Origin of the sequence: Burkholderia sp. BCC1985 (assembly GCF_905339915.1) — a bacterium.
GTDB lineage: Bacteria > Pseudomonadota > Gammaproteobacteria > Burkholderiales > Burkholderiaceae > Burkholderia.
In genome coordinates, this window is the sequence record NZ_CAJPGY010000067.1 from 1 (window position 1) to 25,122 (window position 25,122).

19 protein-coding genes are annotated in these 25,122 nt (G+C 66.4%); 17 read left to right on the plus strand and 2 right to left on the minus strand.

Annotated features, from left to right (window positions below):
* Positions 1-44: 44 nt before the first annotated feature.
* The 14 genes from bktB (at position 45) to U4Z31_RS34965 (ending at position 19,493) form a co-directional block, all read left to right on the plus strand.
* Positions 45-1,238: a beta-ketothiolase BktB gene (gene bktB / locus U4Z31_RS34900; RefSeq protein ID WP_044848466.1), complete on the plus strand. Its 1,194-nt coding sequence runs from the start codon at positions 45-47 to the stop codon at positions 1,236-1,238.
* Between the two features lie 38 nt (positions 1,239-1,276).
* Positions 1,277-2,131: a 3-hydroxybutyryl-CoA dehydrogenase gene (locus U4Z31_RS34905; RefSeq protein WP_124485735.1), complete on the plus strand. Its 855-nt coding sequence runs from the start codon at positions 1,277-1,279 to the stop codon at positions 2,129-2,131.
* Positions 2,132-2,680: 549 nt separating this feature from the next.
* A complete protein-coding gene (locus U4Z31_RS34910; protein WP_321797611.1) occupies positions 2,681-3,970 on the plus strand; it encodes a glycine betaine/L-proline ABC transporter ATP-binding protein in 1,290 nt (429 codons plus the stop codon).
* The gene (locus U4Z31_RS34915; RefSeq protein ID WP_321812781.1) at positions 3,967-4,854 is read left to right on the plus strand and encodes a proline/glycine betaine ABC transporter permease; all 888 of its coding nucleotides are present in this window, start codon (positions 3,967-3,969) and stop codon (positions 4,852-4,854) included. Before U4Z31_RS34910 ends, U4Z31_RS34915 begins: the two co-directional genes overlap by 4 nt.
* A gap of 153 nt (positions 4,855-5,007) precedes the next feature.
* Positions 5,008-5,889, plus strand: coding sequence for a glycine betaine ABC transporter substrate-binding protein (locus U4Z31_RS34920; protein WP_124521615.1), 882 nt, complete (start codon positions 5,008-5,010; stop codon positions 5,887-5,889).
* A gap of 138 nt (positions 5,890-6,027) precedes the next feature.
* Positions 6,028-7,353, plus strand: a complete 1,326-nt coding sequence (glyA, locus tag U4Z31_RS34925) for a serine hydroxymethyltransferase (protein ID WP_321812782.1) — start codon at positions 6,028-6,030, stop codon at positions 7,351-7,353.
* A gap of 162 nt (positions 7,354-7,515) precedes the next feature.
* A complete protein-coding gene (locus U4Z31_RS34930) occupies positions 7,516-8,403 on the plus strand; it encodes a dihydrodipicolinate synthase family protein (protein ID WP_321812783.1) in 888 nt (295 codons plus the stop codon).
* Between the two features lie 6 nt (positions 8,404-8,409).
* Positions 8,410-9,741, plus strand: a complete 1,332-nt coding sequence (locus U4Z31_RS34935; protein ID WP_124521618.1) for an NAD(P)/FAD-dependent oxidoreductase — start codon at positions 8,410-8,412, stop codon at positions 9,739-9,741.
* Positions 9,742-9,757: 16 nt separating this feature from the next.
* A complete protein-coding gene (locus tag U4Z31_RS34940) occupies positions 9,758-11,251 on the plus strand; it encodes an aldehyde dehydrogenase (protein ID WP_321812784.1) in 1,494 nt (497 codons plus the stop codon).
* Positions 11,252-11,744: 493 nt separating this feature from the next.
* Positions 11,745-12,746, plus strand: coding sequence for a LysR substrate-binding domain-containing protein (locus tag U4Z31_RS34945; RefSeq protein ID WP_044848475.1), 1,002 nt, complete (start codon positions 11,745-11,747; stop codon positions 12,744-12,746).
* A gap of 30 nt (positions 12,747-12,776) precedes the next feature.
* Positions 12,777-13,706: a LysR substrate-binding domain-containing protein gene (locus U4Z31_RS34950; RefSeq protein ID WP_321812785.1), complete on the plus strand. Its 930-nt coding sequence runs from the start codon at positions 12,777-12,779 to the stop codon at positions 13,704-13,706.
* A 179-nt stretch (positions 13,707-13,885) separates the two neighbouring features.
* Complete coding sequence (locus U4Z31_RS34955) at positions 13,886-15,142, plus strand: aromatic ring-hydroxylating oxygenase subunit alpha (protein ID WP_044848477.1); 1,257 nt, start codon at positions 13,886-13,888, stop codon at positions 15,140-15,142.
* Positions 15,143-15,559: 417 nt separating this feature from the next.
* Complete coding sequence (locus tag U4Z31_RS34960; RefSeq protein WP_260426335.1) at positions 15,560-15,694, plus strand: hypothetical protein; 135 nt, start codon at positions 15,560-15,562, stop codon at positions 15,692-15,694.
* Between the two features lie 277 nt (positions 15,695-15,971).
* On the plus strand, positions 15,972-19,493 hold the full coding sequence (locus tag U4Z31_RS34965) for a pyruvate carboxylase (RefSeq protein WP_321812786.1): 3,522 nt from the start codon (positions 15,972-15,974) through the stop codon (positions 19,491-19,493).
* A 384-nt stretch (positions 19,494-19,877) separates the two neighbouring features.
* Here the strand turns inward: U4Z31_RS34965 and U4Z31_RS34970 are convergent, their stop codons facing one another.
* On the minus strand, positions 19,878-20,738 hold the full coding sequence (locus U4Z31_RS34970) for a PhzF family phenazine biosynthesis protein (RefSeq protein ID WP_321812790.1): 861 nt from the start codon (positions 20,736-20,738) through the stop codon (positions 19,878-19,880).
* Positions 20,739-21,072: 334 nt separating this feature from the next.
* Between U4Z31_RS34970 and U4Z31_RS34975 the strand changes: the two genes are divergently transcribed.
* Positions 21,073-21,762, plus strand: coding sequence for a CoA pyrophosphatase (locus U4Z31_RS34975; RefSeq protein ID WP_321812787.1), 690 nt, complete (start codon positions 21,073-21,075; stop codon positions 21,760-21,762).
* 57 nt (positions 21,763-21,819) lie between these two features.
* Here U4Z31_RS34975 and U4Z31_RS34980 read toward each other — a convergent pair whose 3' ends face one another.
* Positions 21,820-22,791, minus strand: coding sequence for an AraC family transcriptional regulator (locus U4Z31_RS34980; protein ID WP_321812788.1), 972 nt, complete (start codon positions 22,789-22,791; stop codon positions 21,820-21,822).
* A gap of 94 nt (positions 22,792-22,885) precedes the next feature.
* On the opposite strand from U4Z31_RS34980, the gene U4Z31_RS34985 reads away from it, so the two are divergent.
* Together U4Z31_RS34985 and U4Z31_RS34990 are read left to right on the plus strand one after the other, a co-directional pair.
* Positions 22,886-23,719: an oxidoreductase gene (locus U4Z31_RS34985; RefSeq protein ID WP_321812789.1), complete on the plus strand. Its 834-nt coding sequence runs from the start codon at positions 22,886-22,888 to the stop codon at positions 23,717-23,719.
* A 330-nt stretch (positions 23,720-24,049) separates the two neighbouring features.
* Positions 24,050-24,886, plus strand: a complete 837-nt coding sequence (locus U4Z31_RS34990; protein ID WP_044848485.1) for an alpha/beta fold hydrolase — start codon at positions 24,050-24,052, stop codon at positions 24,884-24,886.
* The last annotated feature ends 236 nt before the right edge of the window (positions 24,887-25,122 follow it).

Genomic DNA, 25,122 nt, shown 5'->3' on the forward strand with positions numbered 1-25,122 from the left:
ACGCATCCCCGCGCCCGCGGGCGCGAACGAACCGGAGTGAGACGATGAGCAATGCAGCGAAGGAAGTCGTGGTGGTGAGCGGTGTCCGTACCGCGATCGGCGATTTCGGCGGGAGCCTGAAGGATTTCTCGCCGACCGATCTCGGCGCGAAGGTCGTGAGCGAAGTGCTGTCGCGCGCGAACGTGCCGGGCGATGCGGTCGGGCATGTCGTGTTCGGCCATGTCGTGAACACCGAGCCGAAGGACATGTATCTCGCGCGCGTCGCGGCGATCAACGGCGGCGTCGCGCAGCACACGCCGGCGCTGACCGTGAACCGCCTGTGCGGCTCCGGCCTGCAGGCGATCGTGTCGGCCGCGCAGACGATCATGCTCGGCGACGCCGACGTCGCGATCGGCGGCGGCTCGGAGAACATGAGCCGCGCGCCGTACACGGTGCCGGCCGCGCGCTTCGGCCAGCGCATGGGCGACGCAAAGCTCGTCGACATGATGCTCGGCGCGCTGCATGACCCGTTCCAGACGATCCACATGGGCGTGACCGCAGAGAACGTCGCCAAAAAGTACGGCATTTCGCGTGATGCGCAGGATGCGCTCGCGCTCGAATCGCATCGTCGCGCGGCGCGCGCGATCGCCGAAGGCCGCTTCAAGGACCAGATCCTGCCGATCTCGATCCGCACGAAGAAGGGCGAGGTCGCGTTCGACACCGACGAGCACGTGCGTCACGACGCCGGCCCGGACGACTTCACGAAGCTGAAGCCGGTGTTTGTGAAGGAGGACGGCACGGTGACGGCCGGCAACGCGTCGGGGATCAACGATGCGGCCGCCGCGGTGCTGATGATGAGCGCGGATGCCGCGCGCGCGCAGGGCGTGAAGCCGCTCGCGCGTCTCGTCGCGTACGCGCACGCGGGCGTCGATCCGGCGTACATGGGCATCGGCCCGGTGCCGGCCACGCAGAAGGCGCTCGAGCGCGCGGGCCTGAAGATCACCGATCTCGACGTGATCGAGGCGAACGAGGCGTTCGCCGCGCAGGCGTGCGCGGTCACGCAGGAGCTCGGCCTCGATCCGGCCAAGGTCAACCCGAACGGCTCGGGCATTTCGCTCGGTCACCCGATCGGCGCGACCGGCGCATTGATCACGGTCAAGGCGCTGTACGAGCTGAAGCGCATCGGCGGGCGTTACGCGCTCGTGACGATGTGTATCGGCGGCGGCCAGGGGATTGCGGCGATCTTCGAGAACATCTGATAATCGACCGCTCAGCACCCGAATACACAGGAATCGTCATGGCAATCGAAACCGTCGGCGTCGTGGGCGCCGGAACCATGGGCAACGGCATTGCGCAAACCGCGGCCGTTGCAGGACTCAACGTCGTGATGATCGACGTCAGCGACGCGGCGCTCGACAAGGGCGTCGCCGCCCTGAAGGGCAGCCTCGAGCGGCTCGTGTCGAAGGATAAGCTCGACGCCGGCGCACGCGACGCCGCGCTCGCGCGCATCACGACGTCGACCGACTACGCGAAGCTCGCCGCGGTCGACATCGTGATCGAAGCCGCGACCGAGAACGTCGAGCTGAAGAGCCGCATCCTGAAGCAGATCGAGTCGGTCGCGCGGCCCGACGCGATCATCGCGACCAACACGTCGTCGATCTCGATCACGTCGCTCGCGGCGCTGCTCGCCGATCCGTCGCGCTTCGTCGGCATGCACTTCTTCAACCCGGTGCCGCTGATGCCGCTCGTCGAGATCATCCGCGGGCTGCAGACGAGCGACGCGACCGCGTCGGCGGTGCGCGCGCTGACCGAGCGTTTCGACAAGTCGCCGATCGGCGTGCGCAACGCGCCGGGCTTCGTCGTGAACCGGATCCTCGTGCCGATGATCAACGAAGCGTTCTTCGTGCTGGCCGAAGGCATCGCGTCGGCCGAGGAGATCGACGCGGGGATGAAGCTCGGCGCGAACCATCCGATCGGGCCGCTCGCGCTGGCCGACCTCGTCGGGCTCGACGTGTGTCTCGCGGTGATGGACGTGTTCCTGAAGGACTTTGGCGACACGAAGTACCGTGCGTGCCCGCTGCTGCGCGAGATGGTGTCGGCAGGGCGGCTGGGGCGCAAGACGGGGCGGGGGGTGTACGACTACAGCAAGTAAGCGGCGCATCAGTGCCTCTTCGCGCGGCCGCCTTCGGGCGGCCGCTTGCTTTGCGCGACGCGCTTACGCGTCGAGCGCCGCGAGGTCCCGCGGCAAGGGACGCTTGAACATCGCGAGCATCTGCCGGGCCGCCCTGCCGAGAGCCGGCCCGACGGCCATGTGCGCCGTCGAATGCGCGTCTTCCTGGTAGTTTCCCTTAAGTCCCCTCGTCGGGATTTTCCCCTAGCGCACCCCTGCGCACGCCACGCACGCCGCCTCGGCGCAATTCTCGTCCAATCCCGCACAGCCGCACCGGCACTGGTTTTCACGTCATTCGCACGGTTTCGGGGCAGTCATGCCATTTTGCCCGCATTCGATGCATTACCAAAGGTATGGAAAAGCGCACAGAAAATGTATCTGGAGCGACGAAATTGGATTGATACGCTGCAGTCACTGAATCAGCGCCGTCAACCACGCGAGCGCGGCATCGAGCTCCGGCAGCAAGCCGGCAATCGATGGCGACACGTGCGGAGTTCGCGGTTTCCGTTACCAGTTAGTCGGGATGACAGAATGGCCCCAAATCTGACGTTTGCACCGGGCGACGTACTTCCCCCCGGAGCAATCTCCACCGACGGCGCGCCGTCGATCGCCCGGTCGAGTATCGCGACCGGAACCGACATCCTGACCGTCAAGCACCTGTCGAAGATTTTCGGTCCGAAGCCCGAGCGTGCGATCGAGCTGATGAAGCGCGGCGTCGGGCGCAACGAGATCTTCGCCGAAACCGGCAACATGGTGGCGGTCGACGACGTGAGCCTGAGCGTGCGGGCCGGCGAGATCTTCGTGATCATGGGGCTGTCGGGCTCCGGCAAATCGACGCTGGTTCGTCTGCTCAACCGGCTGATCGAACCGACGTCCGGGCAGGTCGTGCTCGAAGGCCGCGACATCGCACCGATGTCGACGCCGGAATTGCGCGACGTTCGACGCCGGAAGATGGCGATGGTGTTCCAGTCGTTCGCGCTGCTGCCGAACCGGACCGTGCTCGACAACATCGCGTACGGGCTCGAGGTCGCGGGGATCAAGAAAGCGCAGCGCTACGAGGTCGCGCGTGCCGCGCTGGAGCGCGTCGGGCTCGGGTCGTACGAGAAGCTGCTGCCGAGCGAGTTGTCCGGCGGCATGCAGCAGCGCGTGGGCCTTGCCCGCGCACTCGCGGTGAACCCGTCGGTCCTGCTGATGGACGAGGCATTCTCCGCGCTCGATCCGCTGATCCGCTTCGAAATGCAGAACGAGCTGCTGCGCCTGCAGAAGGAAGAGCAGCGCACGATCGTGTTCATCTCCCACGATATCGAGGAGGCGGTGAAGATCGGCGGCCGCATCGGCATCATGAAGGACGGCTGCCTGATCCAGGTCGGCACGCCGGCCGAACTGATCCAGACACCGGCGGACGCCTACGTGCAGGACTTCTTCCGCAATGTCGACGTATCGCGCTTCCTGAAGGCGTCGAGCCTGCTGACGAAGATCGAGCGCGGGCTGATTCAGTGCGACGCGGGCACGTCGTCCGACCGCTACCTGAACCGGTTGATCGACAGCGGCGCGGAATGCGGCTACGTGTGCGACGAGGCCGGCCATTACCTCGGCTGCGTGACGGCCGCCACACTGCACCGGTCCGGTGCCCGGCCGATTCGCGAGGCATTCCTGCCCGACTTCCATGCGGTGTCGATCGATACGGATCTGCATCGGCTCGCGTCGATCGCGCTGACCCGGCAGCACGACGTGCCGGTGACGGACGCGGCGGGACAACTGGCGGGCGTCGTGTCCTGCCGGACGATACTCAAGCAGATGATGCAACGGAGGGCAGCATGAACGCGTCGGTGATCGGGAAGTTCGCGGAAGACTTCGTCAACTTTCTGTTTCTGCATTTCCGCGGTGGTTTCGACACGTTTTCGGCGGGGCTCGGCGCGGTCGTGAAACTGCTCGAAGACGGTCTCGCCGCCGTGCCGTTCATCGCGATGGTCGTGATCATGGTGGGGCTCGCGCTGTGGCGCCGCGGCATCGCGTTCTCGATCTTCGTCGGCCTCGCGCTGCTCGTCATCCATTACATGGGCTTGTGGGCACAGACGGTATCGACGCTCGCGCTCGTCACCGCGGCGACCTTCTTCAGCCTCGTGATCGGCGTCCCGCTGGGGATCTGGGGCGCGCGCAACAACCGGATCGGCATGATCCTGCGCTCGCTGCTCGACTTCATGCAGACGATGCCCGCGTTCGTGTACCTGATCCCGGCCGTGATCCTGTTCGGGCTCGGACGCGTGCCGGCGGTGATCGCGACGATCGTGTTCGCGATGCCGCCCGTCGTGCGGCTGACGACGCTCGGCATCCGGCAGGTCCGCGAGGAACTGATCGAGGCAGGGCGCTCGTTCGGCAGCACCGACTGGCAGCTGCTGTGGAAGATCCAGCTGCCGAACGCGCTGCCGTCGATCATGGCCGGCGTGAACCAGACGATCATGATGGCGCTGTCGATGGTGGTGGTTGCGTCGATGATCGGCGCGGGCGGCCTCGGCGAATACGTGCTGAGCGGCATTCAGCGTCTCGACATCGGGATCGGTTTCGAAGGCGGGCTGGGCGTCGTGCTGCTCGCGATCGTACTGGATCGCCTGACGGAAAGCTTCGGCGTGAAGGCGAAGAAGAAGGCGAAGAAGCCGATCGTGCGCGCCGGCAAGGCCGGCCCGCGTGGCGCGGCACGCACCTGACGAACAGGGCGGTCGAAGGCATTTGAAGGACGATGAAGCGTCGCGGCCACGGTGCCGCGGCGGAACCGGTGTAGCAGTGCGTGGAGACCGGAAACGCCGATCGAAGGCGTTCCTCACCCTTGAAAGACTCGCGTGATTAAAAAGGAGTACTAGATGAATACCCATACGTTCAAGTCGCTTCTGGCGAAACTTGCGGTATCGACGGTGGTGGCCTGCAGTGCAGGTGTGGGCGCGGCATCGGCGGCCGAGCCGGTCAAGATCGCGGTGACCAACTGGGCGGACGTGCTCGCGGTGGCGAACGTCGCGAAGTACGTGCTCGAGACGCAGCTCAAGCAACCAGTGCAGTTCGTCCAGGCCGACATCGGCATCCAGTACCAGGGTGTCGCGCGTGGCGATCTCGACATCATGGTCGGGGGCTGGCTGCCGGTCACGCACGGGACCTACTACGCGAAGTACAAGAACGACCTGGACGACGTCGGCATCATCTACACCGGCGGCAAGAACGGCTGGGCGGTGCCAACCTACATTCCGGAATCGGAGCTGTCGTCGATCGCCGACCTGAGCAAGCCGGAAGTCAAGAGCAAGCTGAACGGCACGATCCAGGGCATCGAGCCGGGCGGCGGCCTGATGCAGGCATCCGAGAAGACCATCAAGGCGTACAACCTGGACGGCTACAACCTTCAGGCGTCGAGCGAGGCCGGCATGCTGGCGAGCGTGTCGCGTGCGTACCAGTCGAAGCAGTGGATCGTCGCGACGGTCTGGAGCCCGCACTGGCTGTTCCAGAAGTGGCAGATGCGTTACCTGAAGGATCCGAAGGGCACGCTGGGCGGCGAAGAGCAGATTCATGCGTTCGCGTCGAAGAAGTTCGCGGGCAAGTTCCCGCGCGCCGACGTGTTCTTCAAGCACCTGAAGCTGACGCTGGCCGATGTCGAGGCGATCGAGTTCGAGGGGAACAGCACGAACGACTACGCGAGCGCCGCGAAGAAGTTCGTCGATGCACACCCGGAGAAGCTCAAGGCCTGGCTGCAGCAGTAAAGCCGCGCCCCGGTGGCGCAGACGATGCGATCGGCGTCGTCCGCGCGAACCGGCGGGGCGTATCGCCCGAAGCCGATGGGGCGGAGCCGCAACGATGGCGCCGGCCTCGCGATGTGCGGTACGCGCAGTCCATGCAGCATGTCACGAATCGCGTCGCGGAGTCAGCAAGTGAACGAGAACGCCCGCTTTTTTTCCGAAACGCTTCAGAGCCGGGATCCGGTGATCGCGTCGGAGATCGCGCTGGAGCTGCGTCGCCAGCAAACCCAGATCGAACTGATCGCATCTGAAAACATCGCGTCGGCGGCGGTGCTGGAAGCACAGGGCACCGTGCTGACGAACAAGTACGCGGAAGGCTATCCGTCGCGGCGGTACTACGGCGGTTGCGACCATGTCGACCGGATCGAGGCGCTCGCAATCGATCGCGCGTGCGCGCTGTTCGACGCGAGCCACGCCAACGTCCAGCCGCATTCGGGCGCGCAGGCCAACGGCGCGGTGATGCTCGCGCTCGTCAAGCCGGGCGACACGGTGATGGGCATGTCGCTCGATGCGGGCGGCCACCTTACGCACGGCGCGCGGCCCGCGCTGTCGGGGAAGTGGTTCAACGCGGTGCAGTACGGCGTGAACCGCGACACGCTGCGCATCGATTACGACGACGTGCGCCGGCTCGCCGAGCGGCATCGCCCGAAGCTGATCATCGCCGGTTACTCCGCGTATCCGCGGGCGCTCGACTTCGCCGCGTTTCGCGAGATCGCCGACAGCGTCGATGCGAAGCTGATGGTCGACATGGCGCACATCGCGGGCATCGTCGCGGCCGGCCGGCATCAGAACCCGGTGCCGTTCGCCGACGTGGTGACGTCCACCACGCACAAGACGCTGCGCGGCCCGCGCGGCGGCTTCATCCTGACGAACCACGCCGAGGTCGCGAAGCAGATCGATTCGGCGGTGTTTCCGGGGTTGCAGGGCGGGCCGCTGATGCATGTCGTCGCCGGCAAGGCAGTGGCCTTTGCGGAAGCGCTTCGGCCGGAATTCACCCGCTATATCGAGCAGATGTTGCGCAACGCGCAGGCGCTCGCGCGCGTGCTGACGGCCGGCGGCCTGACGCTCGTCACGGGCGGTACCGACAACCACCTGCTGCTGGTCGACCTGCGCGCCCGGCGCATCACCGGCGCGCAGGCCGAGAAGGCACTGGAGCGCGCGGGCATCACCTGCAACAAGAACGGGATTCCGTTCGATACGGAAAACCCGACCGTCACGTCCGGCATCCGGCTCGGCACGCCGGCCGGCACCACGCGCGGCTTCGGAACCGCGCAGTTCGAGCAGATCGGCGAATTGATCCTGGCAGTGCTGGCCGCGCTCGAGCGCAATCCAAGCGGCGACGAAGCGGTCGAGCGGTCGGTACGGACCCGCGTGCGCGACCTGTGCAGCCAGTTTCCCGTCTACGCGCACGCGGAGGCGTTCGCCTGATCCGGGAATCGGTCTGAACCTCGAACATCGTTCGGATCACGTAGTGAATCGATCGGCGTCGCTGCGCGTATGCAGCGACGTACCGACGACGTTGTGTCGAATTGCCGGTTTCCTGCCTGACGGGCGGGAACCTGGTGCAACCACTTGATTGAGGAATCGAAAATGAGCTTCGAGGGCGTACACACTCCGCTGGTCACCCCGTTCGACGCGGACGGCGAAATCAACCACGAACTGCTGGGCCGGCATGCGGCCGATCTTGCGGGCCGGGTATCCGGCCTGGGCATCGGCGGGACGACGGGCGAATACTACGCATTGAGCTTCGACGAGCGCGTGCGCACGTTCGACACGGTCGCGGCTGCGGCCGGCGGCAAGACGTTCCTGACCGCGGGCATCAACGCGACCACGACGAAGGAGGTGCTGCGCCTCGGCCGCGAAGCGAAGCGCGCGGGACTGAACGCGTTGCTGGTGGCGGCGCCGTACTACGCGCAGCCGACGCAGCAGGAACTGCTCGCGCACCTGCTCGCGGTCGACGACGCGCTCGACATGCCGATCATGCTGTACAACTTCCCGGCCCGCACGGGCACCGAAATCGGCGACGACATTCTCGAGACGCTGCTCGAGCGCAAGAACTTCGTCGCGGTGAAGGAAAGCACCGGCGACATCGCGCATCTGCATCACCTGTCGACGCATTTCAGCGGCCGGCTCGTGCTGAGCTGCGGGATGGACGACCAGGCGCTCGAGTTCTTCGCGTGGGGCGCGCGCAGCTGGGTCGGCGGCGCATCGAACTTCCTGCCGGAAGCGCACACCGACCTGTTCGACGCATGCGTGAAGCGCGGCGATTTCGCGACCGGTCGCAAGCTGATGGCCCAACTTCTGCCGGTGCTCGAACTGCTCGAGCGCAGCGGCAAGTTCATTCAGTACGTGCGCTACGGCTGCGAGCTGGCCGGGCTGCCGGTCGGCGTCGCGCGCGCGCCGCTCGGGGCGTTGTCGGGCGACGAGCGCGACGCGTTCGCGAAGCTCGTCAAGCCGCTGCTGCGCGACGGCCGGTAATCCGTCATGGGCTCGACTCTGGAATTCGCGCGGTTTCCGGCGCCGGACGGGATGAACGGGTGGTGGGAGAGTCTTCCGCCCGCACCGGACGCCAATACCGTCAAGTCGGACAGCCGGTTCGACTGGGTCGTCGTCGGCGGCGGCATCACCGGGCTTTGTGCCGCGCGCCGGCTGGCGGAACTGGCACCCGGTGCGTCCATCGCGCTCGTGGAGGCCGACCGGATCGGCCGCACCACGTCCGGGCGCAATTCCGGATTCTTCGTCGACCTGCCGCACGACATCAGCAGCGAAAGCTACTCGCGCAGCATCGACGAGGATCGTGCGGACGTGCGGTTTCAGCGGCACGGCATCGACTATGTGCGCGAGATCGTGCGGCGTTTCGGCATCGACTGCGACTGGCGCGACGACGGCAAATTCCACGCGTCGGTCAACCGGAAGGGCGCGGCCGCGCTCGCGCATTTCGCCGACGGGCTGTCGCGCATCGGCGAAGCATTCGAATGGCTCGATCAGCCGGCGATCCAGGCCGTGACCGGCACCGGGTTCTACACGGGCGCGCTGTTCACGCCGGGCTGCAGCACCGTGCAGCCGGCGGCGCTGATGCGCGGGCTGGCGGCGACGCAACCGGCGAACGTGACGGTGTTCGAGCTCAGCCCGGTGAAGCGGATCGAACCGCGCGGCGACACGCGCGTACTGCATTTCGCCGGCGGCACGATCGTCGCGAAGCAGGTGATCCTGTGCACCAACGCATACGCGGCGACCTTCGGCATGCATTCGAACGGTTTGCTGCCGGTCTATACGTTCGCGTCGCTCACGCGCCCGATGAACCCCGACGAAGTGGCGAGACTCGGCGGCACGCGCTCGTGGGCGCTGATTCCGGCCGATCCGATGGGCACGACGGTGCGGCGCCTGGTCACCGATCGCATTTGCGTGCGCAACCATTTCGCGTTCCGGCCGGACGTGAAGCTGTCGCAGGCCGATCTCGCGAAATCGCGGCATCTGCATCAGCGCTCGTTCGAGCGCCGCTTCCCGATGCTCGGCGGCGTCGAGCTCGAATATACGTGGGGCGGGCCGCTGTGCCTGTCCTCGAACAACGGTGCGCTGTTCGGCAGGCGCGACGACGGCCTCTACGAGGCGATCGGCTGCAACGGCCTCGGGCTGAGCCGCGGGTCGGCCTCCGGCAAGCTGATCGCCGAATACGCGCTCGGCGAATCGAACAGCCTCGTGCAGCAGTTGCTGAAGCAGCCGCATCCGCGTCCACTGCCGGTTCGGCCGCTCGTCGACCTGGCCGTGTCGGCGACGATCTGGGCCAAGGAATTCTCGGCTGGTGCCGAGCTTTGATTTTTGAGGAAACGACATGACGACCCATCAGGATTGGAAACAGAAGGCGAACGCGTTGTCGCTCGACGGTCGTGCGTTCATCGCGGGGCAGCGCAGCGCGGCAGCGTCGGGTGAGACGTTCGCGACGCTCAACCCGGCGTCCGGCAAGGTGCTTGCCGAAGTGGCGCGCTGTAGCGACCGCGACGTCGATCGCGCGGTCGCGGCCGCGCGCGAAGCGTTCGAGTCGGGCGTCTGGTCGAAGGCCGCACCCGCGCATCGCAAGGCGGTGCTGCTGCGCGTCGCGCAGCTGATCGACGAACACGCGGAGGAACTCGCGCTGCTCGAGGCGCTGGAAGCCGGCAAGCCGATCGGCGAATGCCTGGGGCTCGACATTCCCGAGTCGGCCGCGTGCATCCGCTGGCATGCGGAAGTGACGGACAAGCGCTACGACGCGTTGTCGCCGTCCGGTGCGGGTGTCGTGAGCATGATCACGCGCGAGCCGATCGGCGTCGTCGGCGCGGTGCTGCCGTGGAATTTCCCGGCGCTGATGCTCGCATGGAAAATTGGCCCCGCGCTGTCGGTGGGCAACAGCGTGGTCGTGAAGCCGGCCGAGCAGACGTCGCTGTCGACGCTGCGCATCGCCGATCTCGCGATGGAAGCCGGCGTGCCGCCGGGCGTGTTCAGCGTCGTCACGGGGTTCGGCGCCGAGGCCGGCGAGGCGATCGGCCGGCATCCGGACGTCGATCTCGTCGCGTTCACCGGTTCGACCGCAACCGGCAAGCGGTTCCTGCACTACTCGGCCGATACGAACCTGAAGCGCGTCGTGCTCGAGTGCGGCGGCAAGAATCCGCAGGTCATCCTGCCGGACGTCGCGAACCTCGACGCGGTGGCCGAGCAGGCAGTTGCGGCCGCGTTCTGGAACATGGGCGAGAACTGCAGCGCCGGCTCGCGGATCCTCGTTCCGTCGAGCCGCAAGGCGGAACTGCTGGAGAAGGTCCAGGCGGTGCTCGCCGGCTGGAAGACCGGCGATCCGCTCGATCCGGACGTGAAGCTCGGCGCGCTGATCGAACAGAAGCATTACGAGAAGGTGCTCGGCCATATCGAACAGGCGAAGGCGGAAGGCGCGCGCGTGGTATGCGGCGGGCGCGCGATCCTCGCGGAGACGGGCGGCTGGTTCGTCGAGCCGACGATCTTCGATCAGGTGACGCCGGAGATGCGCATCGCGCGCGACGAGGTGTTCGGGCCGGTCGTGTGCTTCATCGAATACGACGACGTCGACGACGCGGTGCGGATCGCGAATGATACGTGCTACGGGCTGGCCGCGTCGCTGTGGACCGACAACGTGAACAGCGCGCACAAGGTCGCCGCGCGGATTCGTGTGGGGACGGTCACGGTGAACTGCTTCGGCGAAGGCGACCTGTCGACGCCGTTCGGCGGCTTCAAGCAGTCGGGGTTCGGCGGCCGCGACAAATCCGTGTACGCACACGATCAATATTGCGAGTTGAAGACCACCTGGTTGAAGCTCGACTAAGTGGGGCGCGCCGCGCACGCTGCACCCCGGGGCCGCGCGGCCCAGGCTGCAGGTTGCGGCGAAACCGTTTCGGCGGCTTGTCGAGCCGCCGATCGGCTGCGATGTTGTCCTGCACCATGTCGCGCGAGTATGGCCAGCGGCCGCTCGGCCGGCGAGAATGGCGCACGCGGCGCGCGACAGAACGAACGACGCTACGCCGCGTCGGCATCGCGTATGGTGCGCTGCGCCCCCGCGCCGCGCAGTGGCCTGGCGCGGGGGCGGATGGGCGGCACCACCGTGCGCCTTGCCGTCTCCATCATCGCTTCCGATAATGGCGACGCAGTGCACAATCGATCGAGAATGACGTCATCGCGACGCCGCCCGGCCGACTCGCAAGCGTAATATTCAGATAATCGAAAGGTTTGCGATGAGCCTGCTCGCAGGCAGCCGATGGGGACTGCCGTCGACGGGTGCGCCGACGCCGCATCCGACCTCCGTTTTGAGAGTGAAAGCCATGTTGAAGAAGCAATTGTTTGCCGACCGACTTCTCGCGCAGATGCCGTCGCTTCGCGCGCTGCGGTGCTTCGTGACGGCGGCGCGCTACGAGAGCTTCACCCAGGCGGCCGAGGTGCTGTGCGTGACGCAGGCCGCGATCAGCCGGCAGATCAAGGAACTCGAGGATTCGCTCGACGTCGCGCTGTTCGAGCGCACCGGCCGGCATATCGCGCTGACGGATGCGGGGCGCGTCCTCTACAACGCGTCGTACCTGTCGATCATGAACATCGCCGAGGCGGCGGAGGCGGTGCGCCGCACCGACAGGCACGCGCTGATGATCTGCGTGTCGCATACGTTCTCGGCGCTCTGGTTGTCGTCGCGGCTGCCCGCGTTTCGCGAGCGGTTTCCGGATATCCGGCTGAACGTGATCGTCACCGAACACTTCATGGAACTCGACGGGCTCATCGAGCCCGATGTGATCATCACGAAGAACCCGCCGCGCGAGCCCGAGTTCGAAGCCGAGCCGCTGTTTCACGACATCGTGTATCCGGTTTGCAGCCCGTCCTTTCACGAACGCCATTTTCGCGGCCGGTCGCTGAAGCCGCTGGACCTGCTGTCGTGCCCGACCCTGAACCTGTCGATGCTCGGCCGCGCGCAGGTGTGCGAGCACGTCGACTGGCGCGTGTGGCGCAACTGGTTCCAGCAAGGCGACGGTACCGACACGCTGACCGAGAACAAGTATCTGGAAAGCAACGACTACCGGTTGCTCGTCGCCCAGGCCGAGGCCGGCGAGGGGACGCTGCTGGGCTGGCATCACCTCGTGCACCGGCAGATCGAGCAAGGCACCCTGGTGCGTCCGGTACAGGACGTGCTGGTGTTCCGCGATCGCCATCACTATCTGATCACGCACCGGAATGCGCAGCCGCGCGAGGAATACCGGCTGTTCCGGAAGTGGCTGGGCGACGAGGTCGGCGTGATGATGCGCGGCTGGCTCGATGCCGGGGTCGAGATCGGTCAATAGCACGCTGCCCCCGCACCACGCGTTCGTCAGATGAAACCTGCGTCCGCAACCCCCAAAGGCTATCGCCGTCTGATCCCGTCCGTGACGGCGCTCGTCGAGTTCGAGGCGGTCGCCCGCCTCGGCAGCTTCACGCTGGCCGCGCACGAACTCGGCGTCACGCAGGCCGCGGTGAGCCGGCAGATCAAGTTCCTCGAGGACCTGCTCGGCACGCGCCTGTTCCATCGGCTGCATCGCTCGATCGAACTGACCGACGAGGGTGCGGCGCTGTACCGGGTGATGGCCGAGTCGATGCAGAAGATCGCCGGCGTGTTCGACCGTCTGACGAGCGGCCCGATCCGGCAGGAACTCGTCCTCGCGGCGACCTCCGCGTTCTCGCATTTCCGGCTGCTGCCGCGGCTCGCCGCGCTGAAGGCCGCGCAGCCCGAGTTGCAGTTGCGTCTCGCGACGCTGATGTTCACCGCCGATCTGCGCCACAACGAAATCGACATCGCGGTGCGCTATGGGAACGGTCGCTGGGCCGACGGCACCGCGATCCGCCTGTTCGACGAAGAAGTCTTTCCCGTCTGCTCGCCGGCCTGGCTGCGGCAGCACGGCGCGCCGGAATCGCTGGCGGAACTCGCCGCCGTCGCGCTGGTGGAGTCCGATTCGACGTCCGAGGGCTGGATGGGGTGGGAGGCGTGGTTCCATGCCGCCGGCTTCCGGCCCGACCGGTTGAATTACGCGCTGCGCTGCAGCTTATATACCGATGCGATCGATGCCGCCCGCTATGGTCATGGTGTCGCGCTCGGCTGGGGGCGGCTCGTCCACGACCTGCTCGACGCCGGGGAACTGGTGCGGTTGCCGGTGGTGTCCTTGCAGATGACGGACGCCTATTACATCGTGGTGCCGCACGGGAAGACGATCACGCCGGCGATCGACGGCCTCGTCGACTGGCTGCGCGCGGACGTCAGGCAGGACTGACGCAGGCACGCCGGCAGACTTTCGCGGCGATTTTCGCTCTGTCCGCTTCGCATGATCCCAGGTAATACCAGAACGAAAATAAAGCGCGTTGACGCTCTTTTTCATCGATCCAATACTGAAATCGACGCGGAACATTCGAAGCCGCGCGATTTCACGAACCTTGGGATTGGAGAAAGACGATGTCCGAAGTGCAAGTCAAGGCGCACGGCGACCTGATCCGCAGCCGCCAACCGGGCCACGGGATGCCCGGTGAACTGTTCGGCCGTCAGGACGTCTTCGAAACGGATGTCGAGATCTTCTTCCGGAAGCACTGGATCCTGGTCGGCGTGACGGCCGACGTTCCGGAGCCCGGCGACGTGTCGACCGTCGACATCGGCAAGTCGTCGATCTTCATCGTGCGCGACGACGACGAGAACGTCCGAACCTACCGGAACGTGTGCCGTCACCGTGGCGCGCGCCTGAAGGAGGCGGGGAAGTCGACCGTCGGAATGCTTGTGTGTCCTTATCATCAATGGACGTACGACCTCGATGGCACGCTGCGCCACGCGACGCACATGGGCAAGGATTTCGACACGACCTGCCGCAGCCTGATTCCGGTGAAGACGCGCATCATCGGCACGCACATCTTCGTGTGCCTCGACGACGATGCACCCGAGGACATCGCGAAGCTCGAGGACACGATGGCGCCGCGCTTCGCGCCGTACGACCTGCGGCATACAAAGATCGCGTTCGAGCAGGAGATCGTCGAGCACGGCAACTGGAAGCTGGTGATCGAGAACAACCGCGAGTGCTATCACTGCGCGGGCACCCATCCCGAGCTGACCGCGTCGTTCCTGCCCGAGGATTTTGGCTTCTGCCCGGAAAACCTCACGGACGAACAGCTTCGGGCGTTCGAGGAATACCAGGCGCGCAACGCCAGCTGCCAGGCGAACTGGGCGCGCGAAGGCTTCCTCGGCTCGGCCGTCGAATGGCTCGATGAGGATGCCGTCACGCAGTTCAGGACGCAGCAGCTCGTGATCGCCGGCGCGGGCGAATCGCAGACGATCAGCACGAAGGTGGCGAGCACGAAGCTGTTCGGCGACCTGCAACGGCGCGATCTCGGCGATACGCATCTGTGGACGCACAATTCGTGGACCCACGTGATGAGCGACCACGCGGTGATTTCGTACATCATCCCGCTCGCACCGGACAAGACGCTCGTGCGCACGAAATGGCTCGTCCATGCCGACGCGGTCGAGGGCGTCGATTACACGCTGTCGGATCTGACCGAGGTATGGGTCGCGACGAATACGCAAGACAAGCACCTCGTCGAGATCACGCACGCGGGCACCCAGGATCCTGCGTATGCGCCGGGCGTGTTCTCGCCGTTCACCGAGGCTTACGTCGACCGGTTCTCGCGCTGGTACGGCGCGCGGTTGAGCGCGCACGGGATCTGATGGAGGTGAGACGCGTCGGGAGGGCGATTTCGGATCCTTTCTCAGCGGTGTGCGATGCCGGCCCGATTGACGTTGACTTCTCCTGGCCCATCGGTCCGCTCGGCTGACCGGTCCCGGCTGGCGGGATTTCAGAATTGAAACTTCGATTCCATATCTGAGTCGGTACGAGGCCGGGCTGCGCGCCCGAGCCCCGTCCATCAACGCCGTCCGTGTGATATTCCATGTGGCCTGCTTTTTGCCTTTACGAGACGACATGTTCGATGTCCTCTCGTCTGACCGGTCTTTCCTGACGAAACGAACCGCACGGTTCGAGAGGCGACCCGCTTTTCAATCGTAAGGTGAATGCAATGACTGACTACGGCAAACGAAAACACGGTTTCCAGGAACGATGCGCGTCGCGTTGCGCGCGAACGCGCGGTGGAAGCAGATCGATCCGCGCCGACGCGCGAATCGTCCGGTGAACGCCGCCGCGATACGAACTGGGCGTGGGCAAAGGGAACGGCCGGCTACGACTGGATGGATCACGCACCGCTGTTCGATCACCGCGATTGATCCTGTCGCGAGCGCGGTTCGTGCCACGGGCTCGCCGTGCTTCGACCGACGACCGGACCGGCCGGCGAGCCCGTCCCTTATTTCCGGTTGGTCGGCTGGATGCTATTCGTCGTCGCGATGTCGATAGCGGCTATCCGGCGATCTGGCGAACATGTCGACTGGCGCAAGCCGCGACGATGCACCGCGAATGACCGACGCGACGATCCGCACGCCGCCCAATGAAGCAGGCGGGCGGAGCACGGCGCGGCGGCGAACTCAATTCAACCATTCACTATCCATGGCCGCCGTGACGCCTACCCCCATCCAGTCCATCCTGATCGCGAACCGCTCGGAAATCTCGATCCGCGTGATGCGTGCCGCCGCCGAACTGAACATGCGTACGGTGGCGGTGTATTCGAAGGAAGACCGCCTCGCGCTGCATCGCTTCAAGGCGGACGAGAGCTACCTGATCGGCGAAGGCAAGAAGCCGCTCGCCGCGTATCTCGACATCGACGACATCCTGCGCGTCGCGCGGCAGGCAAAGGTCGACGCGATCCATCCGGGCTACGGCTTCCTGTCCGAGAACCCTGATTTCGCGCAGGCCGTGATCGACGCCGGCATTCGCTGGATCGGCCCGTCGCCGGACGTGATGCGCACGCTCGGCAACAAGGTGGCCGCGCGCAATGCGGCGATCGCCGCCGGCGTGCCCGTGATGCCCGCGACCGCGCCGTTGCCGGACGATCTCGACGTATGCCGCGCGCTGGCCGCGCAAGTCGGCTATCCACTGATGCTGAAGGCGAGCTGGGGCGGCGGCGGACGCGGGATGCGCGTACTGGAAAACGATCAGGACCTCGAAACACTGCTGCCTGTCGCGCGCCGGGAGGCGCTGGCCGCGTTCGGCAACGACGAGGTGTACGTCGAGAAGCTCGTACGCAATGCGCGGCACGTCGAGGTGCAGGTGCTCGGCGACCTGCACGGCACGGTCGTGCATCTGTACGAGCGCGACTGCACGGTGCAGCGGCGCAACCAGAAGGTCGTCGAACGCGCACCGGCGCCGTATCTCGATCACGACGGCCGGCAGGCGTTGTGCGAATCGGCGCTGCGCCTGATGCGCGCGGTCGGGTACACGCATGCCGGCACCGTCGAGTTCCTGATGGACGCCGACACCGGCCAGTTCTATTTCATCGAGGTGAACCCGCGTATCCAGGTCGAGCATACGGTGACCGAGATGATCACCGGTATCGACATCGTGAAGGCGCAGATCCGCATCACCGAAGGCGGCCGGATCGGCCTCGCGGAGGACGCGACGGACGGCGAGGGTGCGCTCGTCGCGCGCGCGGCCGGCGTGCCGGAGCAGCAGGCGATTCCGCTGAATGGCAACGCGTTGCAATGCCGGATCACGACCGAGGATCCGGAGAATGACTTCCTGCCCGACTACGGGCGGCTCACGGCCTATCGCAGCGCGGCGGGCTTCGGCGTGCGCCTCGACGCCGGCACCGCCTACGGCGGCGCGGTGATCACGCCGTATTACGACTCGCTGCTGGTCAAGGTGACGACCTGGGCGCCGACGGCCGCCGAATCGATTCACCGGATGGATCGCGCGCTGCGCGAGTTCCGGATTCGCGGCGTCACGTCGAACCTGCAGTTCCTCGAGAACGTGATCAATCACCAGGCCTTCATCGCGGGCGACGTGACGACGCGCTTCATCGACAGGACGCCGGAGCTGCTCGCATTCGCGAAGCGCGGCGATCGCGCGACGAAGCTGCTGCGCTATCTCGGCGAGCTGAACGTGAACGGCAATGCGGAGATGAACGGCCGCACGCTGCCGGCATTGCCGCTGCCGAAACCCGTGCTGCCGAAGGTCGATACGGCGGTGGCGATTCCGGCCGGCACGCGCGATCGACTGCGCGAGCTCGGCCCCGAGAAGTTCGCGCGCTGGATGCTCGACCAGAAGCAGGTGCTGCTGACCGACACGACGATGCGCGATGCGCACCAGTCGCTGTTCGCGACGCGCATGCGCACGGCCGACATGCTGCCGATCGCGCCGTTCTACGCACGCGAGCTGTCGCAGCTGTTCTCGCTCGAATGCTGGGGCGGCGCGACCTTCGACGTCGCGCTGCGCTTCCTGAAGGAAGACCCGTGGGAGCGGCTCGCGCTGCTGCGCGAGCGCGTGCCGAACATCCTGTTCCAGATGCTGCTGCGCGGCTCGAACGCAGTCGGCTACACGAACTACGCGGACAACGTCGTGCGCTTCTTCGTGCAGCAGGCCGCGAGCGCGGGCGTCGACGTGTTCCGCGTGTTCGACTCTCTGAACTGGGTGCGCAACATGCGCGTGGCGATCGATGCGGTCGGCGAGAGCGGGATGCTCTGCGAAGGCGCGATCTGCTACACCGGTGACCTGTTCGACACGTCGCGCTCGAAATACGACCTCAAGTATTACGTCGGCATCGCGCGCGAGCTGCAGCGGGCCGGCGTGCACGTGCTCGGCATCAAGGACATGGCCGGTATCTGCCGCCCGCAGGCGGTCGCGACGCTCGTGAAGGCGCTCAAGGAAGAAACCGGGCTGCCCGTGCATTTCCATACGCACGACACGAGCGGGATCGCCGCGGCGTCGGTGCTCGCGGCGGTCGGTGCGGGCTGCGACGCGGTGGACGGCGCGCTCGACGCGATGAGCGGGCTCACGTCGCAGCCGAACCTGTCGAGCATCGCGGCGGCGCTGGCCGGCAGCGAGCGCGATCCCGGGCTGGATCAGGACCGCCTGCACGAAGCGTCGATGTACTGGGAAGGCGTGCGCCGTTATTACGCGCCGTTCGAATCGGAGATCCGCGCGGGCACGGCCGACGTCTACCGTCACGAGATGCCCGGCGGCCAGTACACGAACCTGCGCGAGCAGGCGCGCTCGCTCGGCATCGATCATCGCTGGACCGAGGTGTCGCGCGCGTATGCGGACGTCAATCGCCTGTTCGGCGACATCGTGAAGGTCACGCCGACGTCGAAGGTGGTCGGCGACATGGCGCTGATGATGGTCGCGAACGACCTCGGCGTGGACGACGTGCGCAATCCGGACAAGGACATCGCGTTCCCCGAGTCGGTCGTGTCGCTGTTCAAGGGCGAGCTGGGTTTCCCGCCCGACGGCTTCCCGGCCGAGTTGTCGCGCAAGGTGCTCAAGAGCGAACCGCCGGCGCCGTATCGTCCCGGCGACCAGCTTCCGCCGGTCGACCTCGACGCGGCACGCAAGCAGGCCGAGACCGCGTGCGAGCGCCCGCTCGACGACCGGCAGCTCGCGTCCTACCTGATGTATCCGAAGCAGACGGTCGACTATTACGCGCACGTGCGTGCCTACAGCGACACGTCGGTCGTGCCGACGCCGGCGTTCCTGTACGGGCTGCAGCCGCAGGAAGAAGTGGCGATCGACATCGAGCCGGGCAAGACGCTGCTCGTGTCGCTGCAGGGCCAGCACGCCGACGCGCAGGACGGTATCGTGAAGGTGCTGTTCGAACTGAACGGCCAGTCGCGTTCCGCGCTGGTCGAGCAGAAGAGCGTCGTGCAGGCGGGCAACGAGCGTCATGGCCTGCAGCGTGCCGATCCGGCCAATCCGCTGCATGTCGCCGCGCCGATGCCGGGCTCGGTGGTCACGGTGGCCGTGCAGCCGGGGCAGCGTGTGTCGGCCGGCACGACGCTGATCGCGCTCGAGGCGATGAAGATGGAAACGCACATCGCGGCGGAGCGCGACTGCGAGATCGCGGCCGTGCATGTGAAGCCGGGCGAGCGAGTCGCGGCGAAGGATCTGCTGATCGAACTGAAAGACCCGGCGCAATGACGGTTGCCGCGCCCGGTCGTATTCGCGAAGCCGATCGGGTGCAGCCGCGAGGATCACGAACCGCGCGAGCGGTTCGGCCAGATGCGCGAGCATGTGATGGAAGCGCTGCTGCTCATGCCCTACGCGCGCTCGACGAGCGGCTACACGGCTGCCGTGCCGAAGCACGCGTTGCAGGCGGCGCACGACGTGTGCGCGATTTCGGCGGCCGGGTCGTTGATGTCGGCGATCGGCTCGGGCGGGCGATGGGTGCAGCATGGCAAGCGCGGCGACGCCTGGCGTGCGTCGATGCCCCGGCCGTCGATCGCTCCCGCGCCGGCCCGCAGCACGCACGACGCATGGATGGCGGCGTGTCGCGCGCGCGTCCGGCGTCGCAGGTCGTTGCGTCTACACGTTGATGACGCCGCGTCCGAGCTCGACCACGCGACCGCCGACGCTGATTTCACCGTTCGAGCTGACCGACAACCGCAGCAGGCAAGGCCGGCCGACGGCTTCGCCCTGTTCGACCTCAAACGCGGCGGGCAGCGCGTGATGGGCCGCAAGCAGCCAGCCGCCGAGATTCGCGCAGGCCGACCCCGTGCCCGGGTCTTCGAAAATCCCGCCGCCCTGTTTCGCAAAGAAATAGCGGGAGACCACTTTCCCGGGACGATGCGGGTCGAACGCGAACACATAGGCGGTCTTTCGACCGAGGCTGTTGGTCGGCCAGCGCTCGAGGCAGGCGCTGTCGGGCCGGGCGCGGCGCACGGCGGCGGGGTTCCTGACGGCGACCAGCAGTTGGTCCGCGCCGGTGTCGACCCAAAGCGGCGGTGCGAGGAAATCGTCCGTCGTCAGTCCCAGCATGGCCGCCGTGTCGGTATCGGGCAACGCGCAAGGCGCCGTTTTCGGCATGCCCGCATGCGGGGCGGTGAACGTCCACACGTCGTCGCCGGCTTTGACGTCGACCACGCCGGCCTTGAATTCGAGTGCGAGTGTGTCGCCTGCCTTCAGCAGGTCGCGCGCGACATGCGCGGTTCCGAGCGTCGGGTGGCCCGCGAACGCCATTTCATGGCCGGGCGTGAAGATGCGCACGCGGGCATGCGCATGCGCCGACGGCAGCACGAACGTCGTTTCCGACAGGTTGAACTGCACGGCCAGTGCCTGCATGGTCGCGTCGTCCATGCCGCGCGCATCTTCGAACACGCATAGCGGATTGCCGCCGAAGGTGGATTCGGCGAATACATTGAGCAGGCGGAACGCGTACTGGGTCATCTCGATCTCGTGTGAGAGGGGCGTGCTGGTCGGGGCGCGCGAGCATCGCCCGGATGTCGGGATGCTTCGGCACGATCCTGCATTCTGCCGGACCGAGTGCATCGATCGATGCGCGGTCGCTCGGCATTTCAATTTTCGTGCATCATCAGGGTTCTCCGCTTCGGCCCGGCCACGCGAATTTTCGCAACGATCGCGCCAATTTTTTCGCCGGAGCCGGCGGCCGCCTGCGAATCCGGAACCGTCCGGTTCAAACACAACGACGCCGTGCCCATGCAACACAGGTCGGGTTCCGTGTCGCTCAACGCTTGCAGCATCCTGCATGCAGGAGGAAGACATGGCATCCGACGGAAGCCACCTGAAAACCGGGGGTGGATTCGCGAACGCATCGGCGGGCACCGCTTCACCGCAATCCATGCTGGAAATGCTCGCACGCGGCGTGGAAAACCTGCTGATCCCGGCCGACACGCCGTGGCCGACGGCGCAGCTCTACCTCGCGGACAACGACCGACAGTGGAAATTCTCCGCTGTCCTGGTTGCGATCGTCACGCGGCGCGAGCCGACGATCCTGCTGACCAAGCGATCGTCGGGGCTCAGCGAATACTCGTCGCACGTAAGTTTCCCCGGCGGACGTCCGGCGGAATCGGACACCAGCATCGGCGCGACTGCGCTGCGCGAGGCGTTCGAGGAAATCGGCCTCGCGCCCGATGCGGTGCGGATGATCGGAAGCCTGCCGATTCATAAAACGAGAAAGCGCAATCACGCCATTTTTCCCGTGATCGGCTTCGTGCCGGAGACGGCCGCATGGGAAGCCGCACCCGCTGAAGTCGAGGCGATTTTCGAGTTTCCGTTTTCGACGCTGCTGAATCCCGATCTGTCGCGGCAATACGGCGACGGCGAACGCGCCGGCGCCTGGTACTGGGCGGATCAGACGCAGGACATCTGGGGCGTGACCGCGTTCATCCTGAAATCGCTGGCGGGTCTGGTGCGCGATGCCGCGGGCGGAGAGTGTGCACGTCCCGACTAGTTTCACGCACGGGGCCTCGGGCCCGCCGAGTCACGCGTGCCGCTCGCGCCGCGTCGCTCAGTGTGACGACACGAACACCGCATCCTCGAACGCCGCCGGAATCGCGAACTGCGCACGCATGCGCTTCGTCTCCTGCGCGGGCGTGAGCCCGAACAGCCGCTTGAATTCCCGGCTGAACTGCGACGGGCTCGCATAACCGACCGCATGGCCGGCCGCCTCCGCGGTCAGGTCCTGGCGCACCATCAGCAAGCGCGCCTGATGCAGCCGCGTCGACTTCAGGTACTGCATCGGCGACACCTGCGTGATCGCCTTGAAGTGGCTATGGAAGCTCGGCACGCTCATGCCGGCTTCCGCGGCCAGTTGCGCGACGTCGAGCGATTGCGCGTAGTCGGCGTGGATCAGGCGCAGCGAACGGCCGATCCGGCCGAACTGTCCGCGCATCGCCAGCGCGTTGCGCATGGCGCTGCCCTGCGCGCCGGTGAGCACGCGGAAATACAGTTCGCGCAGCAACCCGCGGCCGAGCACCGCCGCTTCGAGCGGCCGGTGCAGCGCCTCGACGAAACGCAGCACGGTCGCCTGCATCGCGTCGTCCATCGGCGTCGACATCATGCTTCTCGGCGCCTGCGCGGGTTCGGCGATCCCTTCGCGGTCGATCTGCGCGGCCAGTTCGGCGGCCATCGGGAAATCGAGGTGCAGATACAGCGCGAGCAGCGGGTGCGCCGCCGTTGCGTCGGTTTCCATGCTGAACGGCACGGGCACCGCTACGGCCAGGTAGTGGGCCTCGTCATACAGGTAGCGTTCGCCGCCGAAATAGCCGCGCTTGCTGCCCTGGCAGACGATCACGATGCCCGGGTCGTACAGCACCGGCGTGCGCGACAGCGCGCGGTTCGAGCGCAGGATGCGCACGCTCGGCAGTGCGGTCAGGTTGTAGCCTTCGTCCGGCGCCAATGCATGCAGCAACGCGATCAGGTGTTGGCGGCTGCGCGCGGGCAGCTGCGGCGATCGGGACGAAGAGGGCGCGGTGCTCATAGTTTTGTGCAAGAAAATCAGCGGAACCGGGCTTAGTTTACGTAGATCGTCAGACTAGTATGCATGCTTCGATCGACATTCGGGAGAAGCTCACATGGCATCCGGCACTATCATGCTCATCACCGGCGTCAGCAGCGGCTTCGGCCGCGCGCTTGCACAAGCGGCGCTGGCCGCGGGTCATACGGTGGTCGGCACCGTGAGAAGCGAAGCGGCGAAGCGGGCGTTCGAAGCGCTGTCCCCGCATGCGGCCATCGGGCGCGTGCTCGACGTGACCGACTTCGAGCGCATCGACGGCGTCGTCGCGGAGATCGAGTCGAGCGTCGGGCCCGTCGACGTGCTGGTGAACAACGCCGGTTACGGGCACGAAGGCATCATGGAGGAGTCGCCGCTGTCGGAGATGCGCCGACAGTTCGACGTGAACGTATTCGGCGCCGTCGCGATGATGAAGGCCGTCGTGCCGTTCATGCGCGCACGCCGGCGCGGCCGCATCCTGAACATCACGTCGATGGGCGGCCACATCACGATGCCCGGCATTGCCTATTACTGCGGCAGCAAGTTCGCGCTGGAAGGGATTTCCGACACGCTCGGCAAGGAGCTGGAGCCGTTCGGCATCGCGGTGACCGCCGTGGCGCCGGGCTCGTTCCGCACCGACTGGGCCGGCCGCTCGATGACGCGCACGCCGCGCTCGATCGCCGATTACGACGCGCTCTTCGAGCCGATCCGTCACGCGCGCGAGGAGAACAGCGGCCGTCAGTTGGGCGATCCCGTGAAGGCCGCGCGTGCCATGCTCGCGGTCATCGAGGCGGACCATCCGCCGGCCCATCTGTTGCTCGGCAGCGATGCGCTTCGGCTCGTGCGCGCCAAATGGCCGGCGCTGGAAGACGACATGCGCGCGTGGGAGGCGGTGACCGTGTCGACGGACGGTTGAGGCACGAGGGTTGGGGCGTGCGAAGTCGTGCGGTTAGTTGCGTTGAGCGGTCAAGCCTCGGGATGCGAGCACATCGCTTCGAGGTTGCGCCCGTCCGGACCGGTGACGAACGCGGCATGGTCGTTCGCGCCACACATCGTCGTTGCCCGCGGAGAACCGATACACGGCGGTATGCAATTGGCTTCATGACACGGTCGCGGTTTTCCGTTACAACACTCAGGTGCCGCATCGACCGGCGCGGTGTGCCGCCGCGCCGCAGTTCGACACCGACATCCGCCCGGGTGGCCGGCCGGCACGTGACGTTCACCTACCCCAAAGGAGCCTGAAGCCATGCCTTACATCACCACGAAGGACAGCGTCGACATCTTCTACAAGGACTGGGGCCCGAAGGATGCGCAGCCGATCATGTTCCACCACGGCTGGCCGCTGTCTTCCGACGACTGGGATGCCCAACTGCTGTTCTTCGTTCAGAAGGGCTATCGCGTGGTCGCGCACGATCGTCGCGGCCACGGCCGGTCGGCGCAGGTTTCCGACGGCCACGACATGGATCACTACGCGGCGGACGCGTTCGCGGTGGCCGAAGCGCTCGACCTGCGCAACGCGGTCCATATCGGCCACTCGACCGGCGGCGGCGAAGTCGCGCGCTACGTGGCCCGCCACGGCGAGCCGGCAGGCCGCGTCGCGAAGGCGGTGCTGGTCAGCGCGGTGCCGCCGCTGATGCTGAAGACCGACGCGAACCCGGAAGGCCTGCCGCTCGAGGTCTTCGACGGCTTCCGCAAGGCGCTTGCCGACAATCGCGCGCAGTTCTTCCTCGACGTGCCGTCGGGCCCGTTCTACGGCTTCAACCGGCCGGGCGCGACGGTGCATCCGGGCGTGATCCAGAACTGGTGGCGCCAGGGCATGATCGGCAGCGCGAAGGCGCACTACGAAGGCATCAAGGCGTTCTCGGAAACGGACCAGACCGAAGACCTGCGGTCGATCTCCGTGCCGACGCTCGTGCTGCACGGCGAAGACGACCAGATCGTGCCGATCGCCGATTCGGCGCTGAAGTCGGTCAAGCTGCTGAAGAACGGCACGCTGAAGACGTATCCGGGCTATTCGCACGGGATGCTGACGGTCAACGCCGATGTGCTGAACGCCGACCTGCTGGCGTTCGTCCAGTCGTAACGCTGGCGGCGCAAGCCCGTTCTCGCGGGCTGCGCTGCGCTGGCCGGTGATGCCGGCCAGCTCCCTTTCGCTTCGCCGGCGGGTTTGACCGGCTACGCGGAACGATGCTGCCGGCACGACACCGCGAAGTCGCCACGGCGCAGCGTAGCGTCCGGCTCGCTACCGTTCCCCCTCGATGCACCGCACGATTGCGGTCAGTCGCCAGTCGCCCACGGCCCCCCCCCCCCCCCCCCCCC

Excerpts from the sequence above, each read along its gene's own strand:
- bktB (WP_044848466.1), top strand. The coding sequence starts at position 45 with ATGAGCAATGCAGCGAAGGAAGTCGTGGTGGTGAGCGGTGTCCGTACC.
- U4Z31_RS34905 (WP_124485735.1), top strand. The coding sequence starts at position 1,277 with ATGGCAATCGAAACCGTCGGCGTCGTGGGCGCCGGAACCATGGGCAAC.
- U4Z31_RS34910 (WP_321797611.1), top strand. The coding sequence starts at position 2,681 with ATGGCCCCAAATCTGACGTTTGCACCGGGCGACGTACTTCCCCCCGGA.
- U4Z31_RS34915 (WP_321812781.1), top strand. The coding sequence starts at position 3,967 with ATGAACGCGTCGGTGATCGGGAAGTTCGCGGAAGACTTCGTCAACTTT.
- U4Z31_RS34920 (WP_124521615.1), top strand. The coding sequence starts at position 5,008 with ATGAATACCCATACGTTCAAGTCGCTTCTGGCGAAACTTGCGGTATCG.
- glyA (WP_321812782.1), top strand. The coding sequence starts at position 6,028 with ATGTCACGAATCGCGTCGCGGAGTCAGCAAGTGAACGAGAACGCCCGC.
- U4Z31_RS34930 (WP_321812783.1), top strand. The coding sequence starts at position 7,516 with ATGAGCTTCGAGGGCGTACACACTCCGCTGGTCACCCCGTTCGACGCG.
- U4Z31_RS34935 (WP_124521618.1), top strand. The coding sequence starts at position 8,410 with ATGGGCTCGACTCTGGAATTCGCGCGGTTTCCGGCGCCGGACGGGATG.
- U4Z31_RS34940 (WP_321812784.1), top strand. The coding sequence starts at position 9,758 with ATGACGACCCATCAGGATTGGAAACAGAAGGCGAACGCGTTGTCGCTC.
- U4Z31_RS34945 (WP_044848475.1), top strand. The coding sequence starts at position 11,745 with ATGTTGAAGAAGCAATTGTTTGCCGACCGACTTCTCGCGCAGATGCCG.
- U4Z31_RS34950 (WP_321812785.1), top strand. The coding sequence starts at position 12,777 with ATGAAACCTGCGTCCGCAACCCCCAAAGGCTATCGCCGTCTGATCCCG.
- U4Z31_RS34955 (WP_044848477.1), top strand. The coding sequence starts at position 13,886 with ATGTCCGAAGTGCAAGTCAAGGCGCACGGCGACCTGATCCGCAGCCGC.
- U4Z31_RS34965 (WP_321812786.1), top strand. The coding sequence starts at position 15,972 with ATGGCCGCCGTGACGCCTACCCCCATCCAGTCCATCCTGATCGCGAAC.
- U4Z31_RS34970 (WP_321812790.1), bottom strand. The coding sequence starts at position 20,738 with ATGACCCAGTACGCGTTCCGCCTGCTCAATGTATTCGCCGAATCCACC.
- U4Z31_RS34975 (WP_321812787.1), top strand. The coding sequence starts at position 21,073 with ATGGCATCCGACGGAAGCCACCTGAAAACCGGGGGTGGATTCGCGAAC.
- U4Z31_RS34980 (WP_321812788.1), bottom strand. The coding sequence starts at position 22,791 with ATGAGCACCGCGCCCTCTTCGTCCCGATCGCCGCAGCTGCCCGCGCGC.
- U4Z31_RS34985 (WP_321812789.1), top strand. The coding sequence starts at position 22,886 with ATGGCATCCGGCACTATCATGCTCATCACCGGCGTCAGCAGCGGCTTC.
- U4Z31_RS34990 (WP_044848485.1), top strand. The coding sequence starts at position 24,050 with ATGCCTTACATCACCACGAAGGACAGCGTCGACATCTTCTACAAGGAC.